Raw genomic sequence first — 20,537 nt, 5'->3', positions numbered from 1 at the left:
TACCCATTGCTCTTCATCGCCCAGCGGTCACTGACATTCTAGGCTAGCATCAAAGGCCATCCTCAAGGCACAGCCACAGGCTGTCAGCGGGAAAGTAGAGTGCTGTTTTTATCACAGTTGCAGTCGCATCAAAGGCTTCGATCAGAGCACGGTAACGCTTCAGCTGCCCCAAGTAGTGGTCAGCTTCTCGTGCTAAAAATTGCTGCTGGGTTTCTGCCCCATGAGGTCGGCTCGTTTTGTAGTCAATCAACCAGCGATAGCCCGTTGCTTCATCAATAAACGTTCGATCAATAATATTTTGCACTGCCGGGTTGTCACCTTCTCGGGACATAAGAATCAACTCGCTGTGAGCCGCCTCATGCTGCCCAAGAATCCAACGACCCCGCTCGTCGTTGAGTGTGGCTGCGATCATTGCTTCAGCATTTATCAGTGCAGCGGCCAATGCGTCACCGTCGAGCCCGTTATCGATGAGCCCGAATTGCAGTCCGCGACGAACCGCTGCGTCCACCCCAATGGGTAGCGCCTCTCGCTGACTCAACAGCTCCAGTGCCCTGTGTACAACGACGCCCACCGTTCTCTCGACAAAATGGCCATTGGATTGCACAGAAGCCGATTCTTCACGGTGAAAAGCTTGCTGCTCTGACACCGTCGTATTGGCGCCCTCGTCTGAGTTCTGCCCCAGAAACCGGCTTGAGGGTAACCGCCATAAATTACACGCTGCGGAATCGAGGAACGGAGCGATAACGTTTACCTCTGAAGGCGCTGTATCACTCCCTGCTGCATGCTCGATCACTTCATCGATCAGTGCCTCACGCAGAATACCCAATGGCGAGTTGCTGCCAGACCAACCTAGGTGTGCGTCGTCGGAACTCTCGACTTTGCCCAAGCCACTCAACCACACGCGACAACGCGCCCTGGTAACACCGACATAGAGCAGTCGACGCAGCTCTGCAGCCTCCCGCCGTTTTTGCAGCCAATTTAGATAGTTGTAAAGCGTAGGGGCCGTTTTCTGCCGATCGTCAGCTGCAATAAGCAGCTCGCGCTGCTCGGCTTGGGTGTGAAAATGCCAGCGCAAAAGGTCCCGCTGATTAGGCCGAGTTCCTTTGTGCAGCGCCGGCATGAATACATAGTCAAATTGCAGCCCTTTAGCTTTATGCAAGGTCATGAGTTCCACACCAGATTGCCCGTGGTCATGGCTGGCGTAAAGTTGCTCCAAGGCGCCCTCCAACCAGTCAGGATCGAGACCAATGCCCTCAACGTCTGCCCGTGCGAGCAGATCGAAAAAACGTGTGGCATCGTCCCGGCCCTGAATCGACAAAGTTGAGGGCGCCTGAAGCTTCAACCAAATTTGTTCTACCCAAACTCGCAGCGACAGCCGATCGCGTCGTGTTTCAGCCCAGTCCAAAGCGGCTTGTAGCGAACCGGCTCGCTTCACGGCCAAAGTGTCTAGCAGGCCTGGCGCCCGGCGGAGTATTGCTCGCAAACTAAACGGTCGCGGCTGATCCTCAATCAATTGGTAAATCTCAGACAGCAGCAAACCACAAAACGGCGCCCGCAGCAGAGCCAGAGCGGCAACCTCATCGGCGGGATTAGCCAACCAGCGGCATAAGGACAGGAGGTCCATAACCGCCGCTGAGTGCTCAATTTTTTCGAGATCACGCCCCAAGAAGGGCACCTTCTGCTGTTGCAGCGCGGCAATAATAGGTGCCGCATGACTACGCGCTCGCAGCAAGACCGCAACCGTTGCATCGGGCTCACCTTGATATATCTGAGCAACTTTCTCAGCAATCCAATTAGCCTCCATCGAATCGACATCATCGGGAAACAAATGTGCTTCTACCGCATTCCCTGAGAGGGCTGCGTTTACCGGAACTGCTTGGGTATAACTCACTTCGCTGCGCTCAGAGTTGCTCACCGCAGGAAAAACTTGCGCAAACACCCGATTCACCCAGTCAACAACACCAGCTTGGGAGCGAAAGTTCCTAGTGAGCTCCAAAGACTCAAGAGGCAAACCTCCGATACCTGAATCCTTTGCGTCAAGAAACAGGCTGACATCCGCATAGCGAAAGCCGTAGATCGACTGCATGCCGTCTCCGACGATAAAAACGGTTCGAGGCGGCGCGCCCGTCGCATTGTGCTCGTGCCATCCACGCACAAGCTTCTTCAAAAGCGTAAATTGCTGGTTCGAAGTGTCCTGAAATTCGTCGACCAAAATATGTGCTATCTGATAATCAAGACGCAAAGCTAGATCTGTGGGTTCATCATCAGAACCTAAAGCCAGTGAGGCTGCCAAGGCCACATGGGTGAAATCTACACGGCCTTCACGCTGAAACACCAACAAAAGCTGGGCCTGCAACACCGGTAGCAAGCGAGAGAGCCGTAAAACCAATCGCCAACTGGCGTCATCGTCGGATATAACCGGCAACCTCCGCAGCTCCAGTAAAACAGGGGGTATGGGACCCTCACTTAGCGCCGCCAACAAATCTTGCAATCGTGCTTTAGTCTCAGATTTTGCGGGAAACCCCAATTTGACATTCACCCCGTTGGGTTTACGCCACGCGTCGGTGCTCGTCAGAAGAATATGAGCAGCCGCCTTCCAGCTTTCGAAAGCACTATGCTCAGCGCCCAAATACACGTCTGGCTTACCCAACTCATCAGCAGATGCCTGAGCCAAGGCCTGCAGTTCTTCGAGACAAGATCCAAACTCATCGCAAAGACGAGCAACAATTGATTGAACTAACGATTCAACGGTTCCTTGCAACCTTAAAGCCGCTTGTGTGGGGTCGGCGTGCTGTCCCAATTTCTCACCCCAATCGCCCCGCCTAGCCAGTAGCGCAACCAAAAGTCCGCGCACCGATTCCCAGTCGTTATTGAAATGCAGCAACAGTGAGCGAAGGTCTTCGCCCTCCAGTGTGTTGCTACCTACCGCAGCAAACAGCTCGATCACGGCCTGCTCGAACAGGGGTTTATCGTGCTCTGTGATCTCGACGGCGCCGCCAAGCCCGCTCAATATCGGCATTTGGCGTGTGAGATCGGCGCAAAGGCTATCGATGGTGCGAAGGTTAAATTCCTCAGGATCTAGGGACCAGCTGTGTTTATCGGCATGGGCCAACACTGCTAGGGCCAAATCCCGAGTTTGTCGCTCGTGACTCGCGGTAACTTCAACACCCGCCCGGGCTTCGTCAAGCTTCATCAGCAATCGCTCCCGCATTTCGGCTGCTGCCTTGCGAGTGAAGGTCATCGCCAATACCTGCTCTGGGCGGTCAACCGTGGGGAGCAGCGCCAGAATTCTCTGGGTAAGTAACTCGGTCTTACCTGAACCCGCGGGGGCAGTGACACAAAAGCTGCGACTGGGATCGAGAGCCGTCGCTCGAGTCTGCGTATCGCTACCGCTCACAAGGCATCTCCCAACCCGCCTTGCAGGGCCTCGTCGGTTAAGTCTGCAGTTTGAGTGTATCGACAGACGCTACCCAGGGCACAATAGCGGCAGGCTTGAGGTTGTGGATCAATGGCGGCGTGCCCTTTGACAAAATCATCAGCCAATCGCTCTAGTCGATGTCGCCAAGAAGTTCGCAGTGCCTCCCAGCTTTCTATGGGCACTGTCTCATACTGCTTTACTTGATCTGGCAAGGGGACTTCTTTAACGCCTAGCCCGAGTGCCTCGCCCAAGAACACGTACTCTGCGCCGTCTTGATGGACTCGACCGAAAGCGACCCCTTCGACACTCTCATTGAGCAGCGCGTAAAGGGGTAATTGAGGGTCGCCGGGACGCTCCCCCAGCCAACTCGAGCGGCGAACACTGCCTGTTTTATAGTCGATAACCACTTGACGGTTGTCATCTAACCGATCGATACGATCAGGCCTAAGCTTGAGTACTAGAGAGCCCAAAGGCAGTTCATGACTGTCCTCTTGCTCAAGGACGTAAAAGTTACCTTCTCGCTGTACCTCGAACTCCAACCAGCTCTTTAGCAAAGCAGCGACACGCTGAACCTCCAAATCAAGACAAGCACTGCCAACCCGCTTCCTGATATTGCAATGCCGCCCTTGTGCACGGCGCTCTAAACTCTGAACAGCTCTCTCTGTTGAGTCCTGAATGAGGGCGTCAACCTGAACGGGGTCCATAGCTCGCAGGCTGTCACTGTCCTTTAAAACCTCCCAAGTGAAATGCAGCGCGTCGTGAACAACGTTGCCACGCTCTGCTGCCGTTAATCCAAATACCGGCGTGGCCACATTTGCAGGGCCCAGGCGATGACTAACCCACGCACGAAACGGACAGTTAGACTGGTTACTGATTACGCTGGCACCGCCACCCCATTGAATAACGGCGCCTGCGACGGCTACATTGCCCTCATCCAATGATTCTAGCGGCGACGGCATGGGCCAGTGGTCGGGCGCCTGTTGTTCGTTAACGGGGTCGTGTGGCGGTATTGCACAGGCAAGCTGGCTGGGCAAAACCTCGAGACCCTCCTGCACACTGGCGTAACTAGCACTGACATCACCATGGGTGGTCCTTAAGCTGCTGAGCAGTGCAATCGCAGACTTCTCCAGTGCCGCGCTGTCAGCGCTGAGCAGACCTAACTCATGTTGCAGGCGATTGGGTAAGAAAGGCAGCAGCTGAGCCCTTGGAGGTAATGAACCCGACTGAAGGCCGCAAATCCAAAGAGCGTCGAACTGTAAACCCACCACTTCCTGAGGGCCAAAAACCTGTACTGCAGTATCGTCAGTCTTTGGCTGAAAAACACGATCATCCAAGCACTGCTCCCAAAGGAGCGTGAGCTGCTGAAAAGTAAGCTCCCCAGTAATACAGTCCTGCACCACCAGCTCATCCAGCGCGATCTCCAAGCGCTCAAACTGCTGATACTCGAGGGAATCAAGGGCAGCGCGACCGGGCCACTGCCAAAGCTTAAGAACCTCTCGAATCGTATCTAACCACAGTGAGGGCAAGCGTTTTCCTTGCGTAGCGCGATCGGTACGCAACAGCTGCAAAGCGCGGGTTAAGTGGGACTCAGGGGCATAAATTTCAGCCAAATGGTGCAAATCGCGCTTATCAATAACCTCGCTAGACAACTCAGTGCATGCCTTACGCAACTGCAGTAACCCAACGCCATCGAGGTCTTCACCCCCATGAAGAAACGGTGATCGCAATAATGCCAACACCTCACTTCGCGCCAAGCTGACCTTCTCATTAGCGACGGCCAAGCGCAGCGCCAGCAAAGCGTCACGAAACATTGGCGTCTTGGACAACGGCATCCCAGAGCTGAAGTTGACAGGTAATGCCGCGTAGCGCGCCCCCAAACAATCAAATTCTCTGCGTAGCTGGTATTCGAGGTCCGGACGGTCGCGCTCAAAATCGAGTAATACAATCGCAGTGCTTCCCAGGTTTTCTCGATGTCTTCGAGCAGCCCATGCGGCGATGGCCATTGCCTCTGTTCGCCGACTGGGAAATTGCTGTGTCGCAAGCGGCAAAAGACTCTGCTCTCCCAGCGCTTCAGGAATTTTCAAAGAAGCCAAGTGACTCAAGACTTGATGGGTCAATGGTGGTAGCTGCAGCACGTGGCATAGCACAACAATTTCTTTTGACGAGACAGGCACAGTCAGCAAACTGCGATAAATATCGGCGCGCGTCGCCCAACCCTTGTGCGCCAACTGGGCAGCGAACTCTGAGCACCATCGGTCGAAAGTGGCGCAATCGGGGTCAAAGCTAAAGTATTGGCGCTGTGTCTTGTTCTCTGGGTTACCCCCCCACATTAGCCACTGCTGGCGGGCCCGAAGCGCCTGCTCCGCAGCGGCAGTTGGTTTTATGAGACTAAAGTTCGCCTGACGTTCCATATCGGCCCGAATAATCTGCATCCAGAGCCTTCGCTCTGCCACCCGACCAAGGAGACGACGAGGCGGCAAATTGCCGGCCTCAACCTGCTGGCGCCAGACAGATTCGAGCCAACCATCTACCGGCCGAATTGTTGGCGGCTGCGTAACCGCTTGCCCGCCCCTCATTTGCTCTTCAACCACCGCCTGTGTCATGACACGAGACAGACGCAATCCGGGGGTCAAAAACACGGCTCCCTGCGTCAAGAATTCTCGAAAGGGTGATAAGTCAACCGCCGCTCTCAAACCCACACTCCAAGTTTTTTACAAATCACCACATGACGCTTCGGGTTCAGACAGTTAGAATCCGCTGCGCGTCGGCCTGTGACTACCCACATTGCCGTATCCCAAGTTTCTTTGAATATTGCAGGCAAACTAGCATGTCCAAACCCCATGTTCACAATGTTAACGTCGCTGCTCAGAAAATTCTGGTATCACCTGCCGCCTTACGCGACACAGTAGGCGTCAGCGAAGCATTGCAGGATCGCGTCGCTGAAACTCGGGAGGCTATCGAAAACATCCTCGATAGAACGGACCATCGACTGATGGTGGTCGTTGGACCCTGCTCCATTCACGACGTCAATGCTGCCATGGAGTACGCCCAGAAACTCAAGCATCTTGCTGAGCAAGTGGACGACACCCTTTTGCTAGTCATGCGAGTTTACTTTGAAAAACCTCGAACAACTGTTGGCTGGAAGGGGCTGATTAATGACCCCCATCTCGATGACTCCTTTGATATCGAAGCGGGCTTAACAATCGGGCGCTCTCTATTAAAAGATATCCAGCAGCTGGGGTTGCCGACGGCTACCGAGGCTCTAGATCCCATCACACCACAATATTTACAGGATCTGATTAGCTGGTCAGCAATTGGGGCCAGAACCACCGAGTCACAAACCCATCGAGAAATGGCTAGCGGCCTCTCTTCAGCCGTTGGTTTTAAAAACGGTACCGATGGAGGTCTCGAAGTTGCCGTGAACGCCATGAAGTCTGTGTGCAACCCCCATCGCTTTTTAGGTATCAACAGCGAAGGCAAAGTCTCCGTGTTTGAGACCCGGGGCAACCGCTACGGACACGTCGTCTTGAGAGGTGGGACGGCTGGCCCTAACTACAACAGCCAGCATATTGCGCTGTGTGAGGAGGCCCTTGATAAAGCCGGCTTACCCGCCAATATTATGGTGGATTGCAGCCATGCCAACACCGAAAAACAGCCCGAACGCCAACCGTTAGTCGCTGCAGATGTCACTGAGCAAATCGTTGCAGGCAACCGGTCCATTATTGGGCTAATGCTGGAAAGCAACCTCCGGGCCGGCAACCAGAAAATTCCATCCAACCTTGAAGAGCTGGAGTACGGCGTCTCCGTTACCGACGGATGTATCGACTGGGAAACCACTGAGTCACTGTTGCTGGACATTGCCGCGCAGCTGCGCGCGGTGCTGCCCCAGCGCATGCAGGCTTAGATCAGCTCCTGTGCATTCAGCCTGGGGCGTGTTTGGAAGAAAGCTTTTGAGGGATTGAGGCGCGACTGCCTTTGCTAGGCCACTGTCGCTGGCTCTAAGCTCCAAGCTCTAACTACAGGCAATCCCGATGTTGGGCCTGACAAGTCGTAGCTTTTCAGTAATAAGCCTGGCTGCGGTCCGAGTGATCAGTGACATCCCTCACACCAACAAGCTCTGGCACTTGCTCCAGTAATGTTTTCTCGACACCATCTTTCAAGGTCATGCTCACCGCGCTGCACCCCTGACACCCTCCTCCAAACTTAAGAATGGCAAAGGCGTCTTCGGTAATTTCGACCAGAGACACTTCACCGCCGTGAGCGGCGAGTGACGGGTTAACTTCGTTATACAGCACGTAATTAATACGGTCCTCTATAGGGCTATCGACGTCAACGCGAGGCATTTTCGCATTCGGTGCCTTGATGGTCAGCTGGCCGCCAAATTTGTCTTTGTTGTAGTCCACCATGGCGTCTTCCAAAAAAGGCACGCTGCGCCCCTGAAACCATGCCTTAAAGTGGCCGAAATCTTCCTCGACATCGCCCTCTTCCAAATCACCCTCTCGGCAGTACGCAATGCACGTTTCCGCTTTTGGGGTTCCGGGCTGATTGATAAAGACGCGCACACCTAGGGCGTCCTCCTGCTTATCCAGCAGTTCTCCAAGGTATTCCCGAGCGGCTTCAGTAATCGTAATCATGGGGTTTCTCGTCTGCGAATTCAGTGAACGTCATTGACGCCGGCAATAATACCCGACTAATGGGGTAGGTCAAAATACGGTGGGTTTTTCATCCCAAATTGCGATCGGGGTTATATATCAATTTATTTTGATATATCATAATGCTCCCATTTTTAATCAGTTGTATAACCTAAAATGCAAAACTCTCGGTTTCCAACCTACACAAAACCCTCTGCTAGCGCACTAATCACCGCTCTTGAGCAGCGAATCATGCTGATCGACGGTGCTATGGGCACCATGATTCAAGAGCGGGCTCTGGTCGAGGCCGACTATCGCGGTGAGCGCTTTGTAAACCACAGCCTAGACCTGAAGGGCAATAATGACCTGCTCACCCTGACTCGCCCAGACGTCATTTCTGCGATTCATAAAACCTATCTCGAGGCTGGCGCTGACCTGATTGAAACCAACACGTTTAACGCTACTGCTACTGCGCAGGCCGACTATCAATTGGAATCTATCGTTTGGGACCTCAATCGCGAAGGGGCGCGACTGGCGCGAGCCGCCGCCGACGAAGTCACTCAAATTAATCCCGATAAACCACGGTTTGTGGCAGGAGTCTTGGGCCCGACACCTCGCACCGCATCTATCTCACCCGACGTCAACGATCCCGGAGCTCGCAATATTACCTTCGATGTGTTGAAGGATGACTACCGCGTGGCGACCGAAGCGCTGATTGACGGAGGTGTAGATATCCTCATGATTGAAACGGTCTTCGATACCTTGAACGCCAAGGCCGCTTTATTTGGATGTCGAGAGGCCATGGACAAGCTGGGGGTTGAACTGCCCCTTATGGTTTCCGCGACATTTCCCGATACCAGCGGGCGTTTGCTGTCGGGGCAAACCGGCGAAGCCTTTTGGCACGCAATTGCCCACGCCCGACCTTTGATCGTAGGCAGCAACTGCGGTCGCAGATTTCGGGAGGTGAAGCCTTTTTTGGAGGAACTCGCGAAAGTCAGCGCTTGTTATTTCAGCGCTCACTTAAACGCAGGCCTCCCCAATGCGTTCGGTGAGTATGACGAAACGCCTCAAGATATGGCTGCTGACTTCGATACGTTTGCCGCGCAGGGTTTTTTGAATCTTGCCGGAGGTTGCTGCGGTACAACGCCAAAACATATCACCACAATCGCGTCCGCTGTCGCTGAACATGCGCCACGCAGCTTACCTGCTCCCCCTGAAGACACTTATCTCAGTGGTCTTGAAAGCTTTGCCTTCACCGGAAAAAACTTTGTCAACGTTGGCGAGCGCTGCAATGTGACAGGTTCGGCCCGCTTTAAACGCCTCATTCTTGATGATGAGTACGAGGAAGCTCTCGACGTGGCACGCAAGCAGGTTGAGGACGGTGCGCAAATCATAGACATCAACATGGACGAAGGCATGCTGGATTCAGAAGCTGCCATGGTGCGCTTCCTAAACCTTATTGCTTCGGAGCCCGACATCGCCCGGGTACCCATTATGGTGGACTCCTCAAAATGGAGCGTTATTGAGGCTGGGTTGAAGTGCATACCGGGCAAATCCATTGTTAACTCCATCAGCCTAAAAGCTGGGGAGGCGGAGTTTCTACAGCAAGCCGCCCTGTGCCAGCGCTACGGGGCCAGCGTTGTCATTATGGCTTTCGACGAGGACGGTCAAGCCGATACCCTGGATCGTCGTAAGGCCATTTGCCAACGCAGCTATGACCTGCTGAGAGAGAAGCTCGACTTCAATCCCTTTGACATCATGTTTGACCCCAATATCTTTGCCATCGGAACAGGCATTGAAGTCCACAACAACCATGCTGTCGATTTCATAGAGACCACCCGCTGGATCAAGCGCAATTTGCCCGGGGCAAGAATTTCTGGAGGCGTTTCTAATGTGTCCTTCTCCTTTCGCGGTAATAACCCGGTCCGCGAAGCGATCCATTCGGTCTTTTTGTACCACGCGATCGCTGCGGGCTTGGACATGGGAATTGTCAACGCAGGGCAGCTGGCTGTTTATGACGACTTACCAGCCGATCTAAAAGTTGCAGTGGAAGACTTAGTCCTAAACCGCAGAGATGATGCCACTGAACGACTCTTGGAACTCGCCGAGGAATATCGCGGCACCGGTGGTCGCAGTCGAGTCGAGGATTTAAGTTGGCGGGAAGCACCTGTAGCCAGCCGCTTACAGCACGCCCTACTAAAAGGAATTACCCAATTCATTGAAGACGATGCGGAAGAAGCACGGCAGCAATCAACGCGCCCTATCGATGTCATTGAAGGTCCACTGATGGACGGCATGAATACCGTTGGTGATCTCTTTGGCGAAGGTAAAATGTTCCTGCCTCAAGTGGTCAAATCAGCGCGCGTAATGAAACAGGCAGTTGCCTACCTACAACCGTTCATTGAGGAAGAGAAGTCCGGCGCCGCAAAAAACAACGGCAAAATATTGCTGGCCACTGTCAAAGGCGATGTCCACGACATTGGTAAAAACATTGTGGGTATTGTGCTGCAGTGCAACAACTATGAAATTGTCGATCTGGGCGTCATGGTGCACTGCGAAGACATTCTCAGGGTGGCTCGTGAAGAGCAGGTCGACATTATTGGCTTGTCTGGACTCATCACACCGTCCCTTGAAGAAATGTCCTACATTGCGGGAAAAATGCAGCAAGAAGGGTTTCAAATCCCCCTTATGATTGGAGGCGCCACCACCTCTAAGGCCCATACCGCGGTCAAAATCTGCCCGGCGTATCAGAATGATGCGGTAGTTTACGTACCCGACGCATCGCGCAGTGTCAGCGTGGCCAGCCAGCTCTTGGGCTCGTCAAAGAAAGCTTTTGCTGAAAATATCGCCGAAGAATATGTTGTGGTGCGCGATCGAGTAGCTCGCAGAAAAAAACGCAGCGATCGCCTTGCCTACAGCGAAGCGGTTGAAGCCGCCTTCGCTGGGAACTGGGATACCTATCAGCCACCGAAGCCAAGCTTTTTAGGCGTGAAGACATTAAAGGACTATCCGCTAGAAACTTTGATCGACACCATTGATTGGACACCATTTTTTATCACCTGGGATCTACACGGCAAATACCCAGCCATTCTCGAGGACGATGTTGTCGGCGAGCAAGCGCGGCAACTCTTTGCCGACGCTCAATCCATGCTGCACCAAATCATCAACGAGGGCTGGCTACAAGCCCATGGCGTTATTGGATTTTGGCGAGCTCAGCGGGTCGGCAGCGACGATATTCGACTGTTCAACGCGGCAAATGAACCCCTAGCTGACTTGCATCACCTGCGTCAGCAACTGCAGAAACGGGAAGGTGAACGCAACCTGTCTTTGGCAGACTTTGTGGCACCAGAACAGGGACCTTCGGATTGGATAGGCGGCTTCTGCGTTACGACGGGGCACGGTGTTGAAGAGCGCGCCAAGGCTTTCGAAGCCGAGCACGACGACTACAATGCCATCATGCTTAAGGCCCTCGCCGACCGCCTCGCCGAATCCTTCGCCGAACAGCTCCACCGCGAAGTTCGAACCAATTACTGGGGTTATGACCCAGAAGAAGCTTTGGAAAATACAGAGTTAATTCGCGAAAGATACCGCGGTATCAGGCCAGCGCCGGGATACCCCGCCTGCCCAGACCACACCGAGAAAGCTACGCTGTTTAAACTACTGGATGTCGAAAAGAATTGTGGCGTGTCGCTGACAGAGAGCTATGCGATGTACCCTACAGCGGCAGTCAGTGGCCTGTATTTCTCCCACCCAGAATCGCGTTACTTTTCGGTGGGTAAAATTGGCAATGACCAAGTGTCCGACTTAGCAGAACGTAAGGGCGAATCTATTGACGACCTTAAATACTGGCTGGCCCCAATTCTTGATGAGGCTTAGGGTGTAACTTACTGAAAAACAACGCGACGCTGAGGTCTCCGAGTTGGTATTCTAGGCGGGATGTATGCGGCGCGGCACTGACAACTGACATGACACAGCACGACAATGAAACTCCAACGCCAACGAACAAGCTGTCCTGGCTAGACTTACTGCAGAGCATATTTGCCGCGGCACTGGGTGTGCAAAGTGCGAAAAATCGGGATCGAGATTTTAACGGTGGCAGCCCGGGGGTCTTCATCGCCGCGGGATTGGTCTTCGCGGCGATATTTGTAGGGAGCTTGGTCTTATTGGTGCAATGGATCGTGGCGCGCTAGAACGGGCTCAGGCAGGCATACCACCGAGCCAGAACACTACCCACGTAACCACTACCGAAACAATAATCACAGCCGCCAGGCCATCGGCAGCGCCGTCAGACAAATTACTTTGAGACATCGTATTTTTCCTTTCAAAAGGGATAAATGTAGCCGTTAATATTCAGCGGGCGTATTTTGTAAGAAACCGGCCGCCAAAGCAAAGCCAATTGCTACCTAATCTGCAGATTGTCGTAGACTAGGGTGGGCCTTGAGCAGGCGTATTGCCGCTCACGTTATGCACGAACACGGGGAATTTATGGATTTTGGGGGCATCACGTTTACCTTCGCCGCTATATTTTTAGGGGCGGCAGTGTTTGCCTCCATTGCACTGTATACCCGGCAACCCATAATTATCGCGTACATCATTTTGGGTGCAGCCTTAGGGCCTTTCGGCACCGGCCTGGTGAGCAATACGGCTTTAGTCAGCGATGCGGGGCACGTTGGCATTATTTTCCTGCTATTTTTGCTCGGCCTCGATATGCAGCCAAAAGCCCTGCTGAACAGCATGAAAAGCTCAAGCTGGGTCGCCCTAGCTAGCTCGGGAATCTATATCGCCATAGGGTACGCAATTACTCGGGGTTTTGGCTTCGCCCACAACGATGCCCTACTTGTGGGTGCTGCCCTCATGTTTTCTTCCACCATTATTGGCATCAAGCTGTTGCCCACGACCGTGTTGCACCATAAACACCTTGGCGAAGTTCTGGTCGCATTGTTGCTGTTTCAGGATCTGATCGCCATCGTCGTATTGGTGTGGTTACAAAGCAGCGATACCGGAACCTCCGTAATTTGGTCGGTCGCTCGCCCCCTGATTATGCTACCCCTACTGGCTATGGGCTGCTGGGCTGCCGTTCGATTTATCCTCATTCCACTGATTGCTCGATTTGATCGGTATCATGAGTATATTTTTCTGCTTTCCGTGGGTTGGTGCCTTGGCATTGCCGAGCTGGCAGCACTGATGGGGCTAAGCGCAGAGGTCGGCGCCTTTATCGCTGGCGTGGCCGTCGCAACGAGCCCCATCGCTCAGTACATTGCGGTAAGCCTGAAACCTCTACGCGACTTCTTCCTCGTCATCTTCTTCTTTTCCGTGGGCGCACAATTTGACGTTTCCGCTCTTCCCAGCGTCGCTGCAGCTGCGGTGGTTCTAGCACTCAGCTTCTTGTGCTTAAAACCCGTGGTTTACCAAATGCTGCTGCGGGGCGTTAGCGAATCGCCAAAGCTAGCGTGGAATCTTGGGTTTCGATTGGGTCAATGTAGCGAATTCGCCTTACTCATTGCCGTAGTGGCCCTTGAGTCCGGTCGCCTGAGCCCTACTGCCCATACGCTGATTCAGGCGACGACAATCCTGACGCTGCTGATCTCGAGTTACCTCGTAGTCACCCGATTTCCGACGCCTATCGCCAGTAACGATGCACTGCGAAGAGATTAAGCGTTACCGTTGAGACGGACGGCACTCCCATTAGCATTAGCCACAGACTTGCCGATGCAAAGGTCGCTAGCCAGAGGCCCTGCCCGCTAAGGGCTCCACTTAGGCCAAACGCAGCGCCATGCTAGAGGTCGTAACCGCGCTCGTCGTGGAGTACCAGATCTAGCCCAATGGTCTCTTCATCACTATCAACCCGGAGACCCACCAGGGCATCTACCACCTTGAAAAGGACCCAACTCACGACCAAGGTGTATAAAAACGTTGCGCCGACACCGGTCGCCTGAACGGCAAGCTGACCGCCGATACTGTCAATACCATCGGAAAAACCGTTGCCGCTAAAGATGCCAAGATTCGGTGAGCAAAAGATACCTGCCAGCAGCGTTCCCAAAATACCCCCGACACCGTGAACGGGGAACACGTCGAGGCTGTCATCAATTTTTAAGCGATTTTTCAGGGTGATCGTTGCAAAGTAGCAAACGACACCTGCGGTGAGCCCAATTACCACCGCTGCTGCGGGGCCCACTGAACCCGATGCCGGAGTAATCGTGCCCAGACCTGCAACCATGCCAGTAACAATACCGAGAACCGAGGGCTTACCATGACGCAGCCACTCCATGGCCATCCACGCCAGGGAGCCGCAAGCCGCAGACAGGTGCGTCACCAACATTGCCATAGCCGCACTTTGATCAGCCGCCACTGCCGAGCCGGCATTAAAGCCAAACCAGCCCACCCACAGCATGCCCGCTCCGGTCACAGTCATGGTGAGGTTGTGGGGCGGCATCGCTACTGACCCAAAGCCTCGGCGGGGCCCCATCATGATGGCGGCTACCAAAGCAGCAACGCCTGCCGTGATGTGCACAACTGTGCCACCGGCAAAATCCTGAAGACCCATGGCCCCCAGCCAACCGCCACCCCATACCCAATGACATATGGGCGCATACACAAGCAGTAACCAAGCCGTACTGAATAACAGCAAAGCGGAAAATCGAATGCGCTCGGCGAAACCACCAATAATGAGCGCCGGCGTAATAATAGCGAAGGTCATCTGAAACATGACAAACAAAGATTCAGGAATCGAACCGTTGACGCCGTCAAACTCAATGCCCATCAGCATGAAATTACCCAGGTCGCCGATCCAAGCGCCCTGCTCTACACCCGCAGAACCAAAAGCCAATGTATAACCCACGACAAACCAAACCAGTGACATAAGTGCGGCCAACGCGAAACACTGCATCAGCACCGACAACACATTTCGAACCCGAACTAACCCCCCGTAAAATAACGACAACCCGGGTAAGGTCATAAATAAAACCAGCGCGGTCGCCGTTAAAAGCCAAGCGGTGTCAGCAGGAGAAATTTCCCCAGCCCACGCCGGAGTCGGCAAGAAGAGAGCGCACAGCGCCAAAAGACCCGGTTTAGGTATCACTAGCATGCTATTTGACCACCACAATTTCTGTCGAGGTGCGCATGATGCCATATCCTTGCGGCAGTGCCAGTAGAGCCGTACTCTGTGCCACTAAATTTTGCGCCCAATCGCACTTTGACCTGAGGTTAATCATGCTTCGCTCAATCATTTCTTTTGTTTTTATTGGCTTCAGTGGCCTCACTGTGGCGCAGCCCGCTGTGAGTACCGATACAGCCAGCGATCCGCGCGCTGTTATCTTGATTATTGGTGACGGCTTCGACGACCAACATGTCACTATGGGCCGAAACTTTTTGGCAGGGCATGACGGCCAATTAGTCATCGATGCCCTCCCCGTCCGTGCGGCAGTTCAGGTTCAAACCGAGGGCAAAAACACTGACTGGGTTTATGTGGCCGACTCCGCAAATACCGCGACGACGCTGGCGACGGGCGTCACGACACAAATGGGGCGTGTCGGTACCAGCGCTAGCGATAAAGATTTGACCACCATTGCTCAGCGCGCACATGCAGCAGGGTTTAAAACGGGCATTGTAAGCAGCAGCTCGGTTACCGACGCAACACCGGCTAGTTTTATGAGTCACGTGTCCAGCCGAGGCTGTGAAAACCCCGATATTATTTTAGGCGGTGAACTCTACAGCCTCGCCTACGCCGGATGCCCGCAAGATGCCACCAGTAACGGCGGCCCCGGATCGATCGCAGAACAAATTATGAAAGCACCTATCGACGTGGTTCTTGGAGGCGGGCTGATTCACTTCACCACCGCGGATCCGACATCTGGAAAAACCGCCCTCGAGATGGCTGAGTCACAGAAGATTACGGTTGTCACCGACCCTGCAAAGCTGGCTGCGGCAGACTCCAATAAGCGACTGATCGGATTATTTGCTAGCGGGCATCTGCCGGTGCGCTTGCAGGGCTCTGATGGGCGGGTAGCTGAACAACCCGATACCAGTGCCCTCAATAAATTGGATTGGCGACTGGGCAGCGTTACCCAGCCAGATCCGATTACCTGTGAGCCCAATCCGGCTTACCGCAACACCCCTGGGTTAGCTGAACTGACTCAGGTTGCTCTAGATCGGCTAACGCAGCCTGACGGCAAAGGATTATTTCTAATGGTCGAATCGGCCTCCATCGACAAAGAGAGCCATGTGCGTAATCCCTGTGGCTCTCTGGGTGAAATAGCGCAACTCGAAGAAGTCGTCAGTGTGGCCTTAAAGTATGCCGAGACGCACCCTCAGACACTGATCATTGTTACCGCCGATCACGCTCAGGCCGCTCAAATCATTCCAGAGCCTAGCCTCTACGCTGAAGTTCCAGTCCCGGTGTACTCACCCGGGCACGTCGCGCGAATCACCATGCCTGATGGCGGCTTAATGACCATTAATTACGCCACCAATGGGTTTCTTTCTGAGGAGCACACTGGTGCCAATGTCCCGCTCTTTGCCAATGACGTGGGCCAAGGGCTGCTGCCGGGGTTTCTACGCCAACGCGAGGTTCACGATGCCATGGCAAAATTTTTGGGCCTTTAAGCTCATCTGCACCATCAACGGCAAAACATCTTTTACTGTCACCCTTTGAGCAACCGAAATGAGTCTTACTGATATCAACGGTCAAGCCGTATCTCGTATTTGTTTAGGAACCATGACCTGGGGCGAACAAAATACCGAGCAGGAAGCCCATGCCCAAATTGATTACGCATTGGAGCATGGTATTAATTTCATGGACGCGGCGGAGATGTACCCCGTGCCGCCGCGGGCGGAGACCCAAGGGCGAACCGAGCAATATATTGGCAGCTGGTTTGCTAACTCGGGACGCCGCGAAGATTGGATACTTGCAACAAAAGCCACTGGCCCTCGTGAAGAGTTCGATTTTTTGCGCGGTGGTCCGCGCTTCACCCGCGAGCATTTGATCGAAGCGGTTGATAACAGTCTGCAACGATTACAGACCGAATACATCGACCTGTACCAGTTACACTGGCCCGAACGCGTCACTAATTGTTTCGGCGTCAGAGGCTACACCCACCACAATGATTCAGACTCAAGCTGGACTCCACTTGAGGAGGTGATGCGCACTCTCGAGTCGCTCATTCAGCAGGGCAAGATCCGCAGCTACGGGCTTTCCAACGAAACACCTTGGGGCGTCATGACTTTTTTACAAACCGCCGAACGCGAAGGCTTGCCCCGACCCCAGTCGATACAAAACCCCTATAGCTTACTGAATCGAACCTTTGAAGTTGGTCTAGCCGAAATTTCCCATCGGGAAGATATTGGCCTACTGGCCTATTCCCCACTGGCTATGGGCTTGCTGACAGGTAAGTACCGCGATGGCGCGCTGCCAGAGGGCTCCAGACTGGCGTTGTTCAAACGTTTTGCACGCTATGCATCTAAACCCACATGGGACGCCGCTGAACGCTACGTGAGCCTCGCTGAAGAGCACGACTTAAATCCTGCACAAATGGCCCTGGCCTTCGTTAACACTCGACCTTTTCTCCTATCGAATATTATTGGAGCAACCAGTTTGGCCCAGTTGGAGGACAACATACGCAGCCTTGATGTCGTGCTGTCAGAGGAAGTTCGTGCGGGGATTAAGGCGATACATCGGGATATCCCTGACCCCGCCCCCTGATGCTCCGCCAATCACTAAAGGTTTATAAATTCACCCAGCTGTTGAGTGACCTTAGACGAAACGCTGTACCGCGGTAGTTTAAAATTACGCTGTCCGTCAAAATTTCTTCCACCTTAAAGCCACTGTTTTTCTGGCCCTCTTGCAGCGCAATACCATTTAACGTCACCCAAGACGTCCCCCCCGGCTGCCAATCGTGACCGGTGTACATCACCGTGGGAATTGCGTTCTTTTTTTGCTGGGATAAATTCTCGATGAGCGGCGTGGGATGTGCCACTAAAGCACGCTCCCCCAGCTCCGCCTGCACTCGCGCCACTACCGCCGCAATATCCAGAGGTAAGGCCGCTGAGCCGCTGCCCTGCGTCTCTGCGGTGCTTTTTGGGGCGCTCATTTTTTCCGTCGCTGCAAAATCTGAACCGGGGCGCGGCATTTCAGGCACGTCATCCGAGGGCAGCACTGCAGACGAGGACTGAGGGACATTCGTCTTCTCAAACGCATTGGCTGTTTGACCCGAAGACGAGGGCTTGAGCTCTACCGTAGCCCTTGCGCCAGGCGCACCAACCCAGTTTTCTGGGGCAGCTTCTACCTCACGATACAGTGCCGTTACTTGGGTGCTGTTAGCTGAGGTGTGTTTTTTCGCGACCTGAGCTTGTTGGGCGACACCACCGCTATGACGACCGAGTGTCAGCGAAGAGGCGGACGTCTCTGGCACAGGACTTGTCGAGCGCTGCAATGGCGTTTTAGGAGCTTGGGGTTCTGCCGTCGCTAAAGTTGCGGCCACAGGGTCTTGTTCTGGGGGCGGTTCCCCTAGCTGATCCTGAGAAACGTTCTGCATCGTCAGCAATCCGATGGCAATATACGCAACTATTCCAATGCTAATGGCCAGCCCTTGAAATCCAATGAAAGGCACCAGTTTTTTCGCGGTAAACTCGTGACTCGTATCGATCGAGGGCACCGCGTTAGAAACATCTCCATCCTCCCGAGAACGCTTTAGAGCATCAAGAATCATCGACATATCAAGGCCCCTCAGTTAGCCACTGCGCACGACGCAGCGCCACATCGGGGGCGAGCCCTATACCCAATGCATCGTTGAGCTTTAACAGAGTTTGAACACCAACGACGCCGTCGGCAGTCAGGTTTTGTTGGGCCTGAAACAACCGAACTCGCTCTGCCAGGGCAGGGGTAAAACGCTGTTCGGTTAACGGCGTGACCTGCTGATCCAGTGTTGCAAAAAGCTGTGCCACCACCGTGATTACGGGGTCAACATCCCCCTCGACCAGCGGTCGGCCCCACCCTTGGGGTGGCTGCCAAAACATGCGATAGCGACCCCGCCAAGCCGTTGCTATATCGACCAGCCTGACGCGCTCTACTGCATTACCACTCAGAACCCACGCTACCGCCCCCTCAAAAGCGACCACCAGTGTTGCTGCCGAGAAGCGTCCGGGGGTTTGCATATCGAGCACCACTGGACGATTGAGGGCAATGATCGGATCCCAAACTTGGGCAGCCCCCTGTAGACAGCGCAGGCCATCAACTTCTGCCTCAATCTCTGAGCCGCCGCAAACACCCGCTGGAAAAGGTGCGTCACTGTTGAGCTGCCATAGCTGCTCGAGGGCTAAGTTTTCATTGATCAACCACCCCGCCGCCTGCGCCCCATTACTAGTACTCACACCTTCCCCGGCGTCAGCACCAAGATCGTCCGGCATTACCGAAGTAGCAGGCCCCAAATCATCGGCAACTGACGGAGCTGGCAGGGGTAATGGGCTGGCCCTGAAACCCAGCGCAAACAGCAGTAACAGACCGCCAAAACAGACACCGCCAAAAATCCAAAGCCACAGTGGCACCGAGGACCGATTAACCGAGGCATGAGATGCGCCAAAAACTTCTTCAGCAGCAGCTGCAACGTGGCGGCGGTTGACGCGATCCAGTTTACGACCATACGCCCCTAGCAGCGCTCGGTCACACAGTAAGTTGATTTGCCTAGGAATTCCCTGAGCGCGTTTGTGAATGGCACGCACCACACCCGGGGCAAACAGTTCACGCCCAGCGGGTAATCCCGCAATTTGTAAGCGGTGCCTGATGTAGGCGTTCGTTTCCTCAAGGCTCAGTGCCTCGAGGTTGTAGCGGGCTGTTATGCGCTGGTTCAGTTGCCTTAACTCGGGCCTGCCCAGCTTTTCCGTTAACTCCGGCTGGCCAATAAGAATAATCTGGAGAAGCTTCTCGCTGTCGGTTTCAAGGTTGGTCAGTAACCGAATTTGCTCGAGAACATCGAAATCCAAGTGCTGGGCTTCATCGATCATAAGCACTGTCTTGCGGCCCTTGTCGTGATTCCCAAGCAGAAATCGATGCAGGGCATCGGTGAGATCCTTCAAGCTGTGATGACCTTTGGGGTAATCTATGGCCAATTCATCACAAACTGTGGCTAACAGCTCGACCGCGCTGAGCGCCGGGTTAAGCACAATGGCGAGATCCACATTGCCCGGTAGCTGCTCCAAAAGCGCGCGGTTTATGGTGGTTTTACCCGTGCCGACTTCACCCGTCAGCAGAATGAAACCACCCCCACTGCCCACCCCGTACAACAGGTGAGCCAGGGCGTCTCGATGCCTGGGACTCATAAACAGGTAGCGTGGATTAACCGAAATGGAAAACGGCGACTCCACTAAACCAAAATATTTGTAATACATGGTCCGAATTCTTCAAAAAGCCGCACTTTTTGCGGAAGCAGACAGCTTCGCACAGTTAAGGAAACCCCGAAACATACTTGAGCGACAAAAAAACATACTGTATGTTCAAA

13 protein-coding genes are annotated in these 20,537 nt (G+C 53.9%); 6 read left to right on the top strand and 7 right to left on the bottom strand.

Going from position 1 to position 20,537, the window contains the following annotated elements:
* Window positions 1–49: 49 nt before the first annotated feature.
* Complete coding sequence (locus tag ACMAZB_RS05975; RefSeq protein WP_435219800.1) at window positions 50–3,397, bottom strand: UvrD-helicase domain-containing protein; 3,348 nt, start codon at window positions 3,395–3,397, stop codon at window positions 50–52.
* On the bottom strand, window positions 3,394–6,111 hold the full coding sequence (locus tag ACMAZB_RS05970) for a PD-(D/E)XK nuclease family protein (RefSeq protein ID WP_435219799.1): 2,718 nt from the start codon (window positions 6,109–6,111) through the stop codon (window positions 3,394–3,396). Before ACMAZB_RS05970 ends, ACMAZB_RS05975 begins: the two co-directional genes overlap by 4 nt.
* Before the next feature lie 134 nt (window positions 6,112–6,245).
* On the opposite strand from ACMAZB_RS05970, the gene ACMAZB_RS05965 reads away from it, so the two are divergent.
* Window positions 6,246–7,322: a 3-deoxy-7-phosphoheptulonate synthase gene (locus ACMAZB_RS05965; protein WP_435219798.1), complete on the top strand. Its 1,077-nt coding sequence runs from the start codon at window positions 6,246–6,248 to the stop codon at window positions 7,320–7,322.
* A gap of 154 nt (window positions 7,323–7,476) precedes the next feature.
* Here the strand turns inward: ACMAZB_RS05965 and nfuA are convergent, their stop codons facing one another.
* Entirely contained in the window at window positions 7,477–8,052 is a 576-nt protein-coding gene (nfuA, locus tag ACMAZB_RS05960) for a Fe-S biogenesis protein NfuA (RefSeq protein ID WP_435215277.1), read from the bottom strand.
* A 249-nt stretch (window positions 8,053–8,301) separates the two neighbouring features.
* On the opposite strand from nfuA, the gene metH reads away from it, so the two are divergent.
* Together metH and ACMAZB_RS05950 are read left to right on the top strand one after the other, a co-directional pair.
* The gene (gene metH, locus ACMAZB_RS05955) at window positions 8,302–11,925 is read left to right on the top strand and encodes a methionine synthase (RefSeq protein WP_435219797.1); all 3,624 of its coding nucleotides are present in this window, start codon (window positions 8,302–8,304) and stop codon (window positions 11,923–11,925) included.
* A gap of 89 nt (window positions 11,926–12,014) precedes the next feature.
* Window positions 12,015–12,239, top strand: coding sequence for a DUF2970 domain-containing protein (locus ACMAZB_RS05950; RefSeq protein ID WP_435215275.1), 225 nt, complete (start codon window positions 12,015–12,017; stop codon window positions 12,237–12,239).
* Between the two features lie 7 nt (window positions 12,240–12,246).
* On the opposite strand, the gene ACMAZB_RS05945 is transcribed toward ACMAZB_RS05950, so the two are convergent.
* Complete coding sequence (locus ACMAZB_RS05945; RefSeq protein ID WP_435215274.1) at window positions 12,247–12,357, bottom strand: methionine synthase; 111 nt, start codon at window positions 12,355–12,357, stop codon at window positions 12,247–12,249.
* A gap of 177 nt (window positions 12,358–12,534) precedes the next feature.
* Here ACMAZB_RS05945 and ACMAZB_RS05940 point away from each other — a divergent pair, with 177 nt between their 5' ends.
* Window positions 12,535–13,704 (top strand): cation:proton antiporter domain-containing protein, encoded by a 1,170-nt coding sequence (locus ACMAZB_RS05940; protein WP_435220061.1) that lies wholly within the window; start codon window positions 12,535–12,537, stop codon window positions 13,702–13,704.
* A 121-nt stretch (window positions 13,705–13,825) separates the two neighbouring features.
* Here ACMAZB_RS05940 and ACMAZB_RS05935 read toward each other — a convergent pair whose 3' ends face one another.
* On the bottom strand, window positions 13,826–15,133 hold the full coding sequence (locus tag ACMAZB_RS05935) for an ammonium transporter (RefSeq protein WP_435219796.1): 1,308 nt from the start codon (window positions 15,131–15,133) through the stop codon (window positions 13,826–13,828).
* 125 nt (window positions 15,134–15,258) lie between these two features.
* On the opposite strand from ACMAZB_RS05935, the gene ACMAZB_RS05930 reads away from it, so the two are divergent.
* Together ACMAZB_RS05930 and ACMAZB_RS05925 are read left to right on the top strand one after the other, a co-directional pair.
* Entirely contained in the window at window positions 15,259–16,650 is a 1,392-nt protein-coding gene (locus ACMAZB_RS05930; protein WP_435219795.1) for an alkaline phosphatase, read from the top strand.
* Between the two features lie 58 nt (window positions 16,651–16,708).
* Window positions 16,709–17,746, top strand: a complete 1,038-nt coding sequence (locus ACMAZB_RS05925) for an NADP(H)-dependent aldo-keto reductase (RefSeq protein WP_435219794.1) — start codon at window positions 16,709–16,711, stop codon at window positions 17,744–17,746.
* Between the two features lie 22 nt (window positions 17,747–17,768).
* Here the strand turns inward: ACMAZB_RS05925 and ACMAZB_RS05920 are convergent, their stop codons facing one another.
* Complete coding sequence (locus ACMAZB_RS05920) at window positions 17,769–18,758, bottom strand: general secretion pathway protein GspB (protein ID WP_435219793.1); 990 nt, start codon at window positions 18,756–18,758, stop codon at window positions 17,769–17,771.
* Between the two features lies 1 nt (window position 18,759).
* Window positions 18,760–20,427, bottom strand: a complete 1,668-nt coding sequence (locus ACMAZB_RS05915; protein WP_435219792.1) for an AAA family ATPase — start codon at window positions 20,425–20,427, stop codon at window positions 18,760–18,762.
* Window positions 20,428–20,537 lie beyond the last annotated feature (110 nt).

This window comes from Luminiphilus sp. nBUS_07 (genome assembly GCF_051201685.1).
Classification (GTDB): domain Bacteria; phylum Pseudomonadota; class Gammaproteobacteria; order Pseudomonadales; family Halieaceae; genus Luminiphilus.
The sequence above is the reverse complement of the archived record's forward strand: the minus strand, read 5'-3'. Positions and strand labels throughout refer to the sequence as shown.

Bases quoted from the DNA above. Each gene is read 5' to 3' on its own strand.
- ACMAZB_RS05915 (WP_435219792.1), bottom strand. From the start codon at position 20,427: ATGTATTACAAATATTTTGGTTTAGTGGAGTCGCCGTTTTCCATTTCG.
- ACMAZB_RS05940 (WP_435220061.1), top strand. From the start codon at position 12,535: ATGGATTTTGGGGGCATCACGTTTACCTTCGCCGCTATATTTTTAGGG.
- ACMAZB_RS05935 (WP_435219796.1), bottom strand. From the start codon at position 15,133: ATGCTAGTGATACCTAAACCGGGTCTTTTGGCGCTGTGCGCTCTCTTC.
- ACMAZB_RS05965 (WP_435219798.1), top strand. From the start codon at position 6,246: ATGTCCAAACCCCATGTTCACAATGTTAACGTCGCTGCTCAGAAAATT.
- ACMAZB_RS05945 (WP_435215274.1), bottom strand. From the start codon at position 12,357: ATGTCTCAAAGTAATTTGTCTGACGGCGCTGCCGATGGCCTGGCGGCT.
- metH (WP_435219797.1), top strand. From the start codon at position 8,302: ATGCTGATCGACGGTGCTATGGGCACCATGATTCAAGAGCGGGCTCTG.
- ACMAZB_RS05950 (WP_435215275.1), top strand. From the start codon at position 12,015: ATGACACAGCACGACAATGAAACTCCAACGCCAACGAACAAGCTGTCC.
- ACMAZB_RS05930 (WP_435219795.1), top strand. From the start codon at position 15,259: ATGCTTCGCTCAATCATTTCTTTTGTTTTTATTGGCTTCAGTGGCCTC.
- ACMAZB_RS05925 (WP_435219794.1), top strand. From the start codon at position 16,709: ATGAGTCTTACTGATATCAACGGTCAAGCCGTATCTCGTATTTGTTTA.
- ACMAZB_RS05920 (WP_435219793.1), bottom strand. From the start codon at position 18,758: ATGTCGATGATTCTTGATGCTCTAAAGCGTTCTCGGGAGGATGGAGAT.
- nfuA (WP_435215277.1), bottom strand. From the start codon at position 8,052: ATGATTACGATTACTGAAGCCGCTCGGGAATACCTTGGAGAACTGCTG.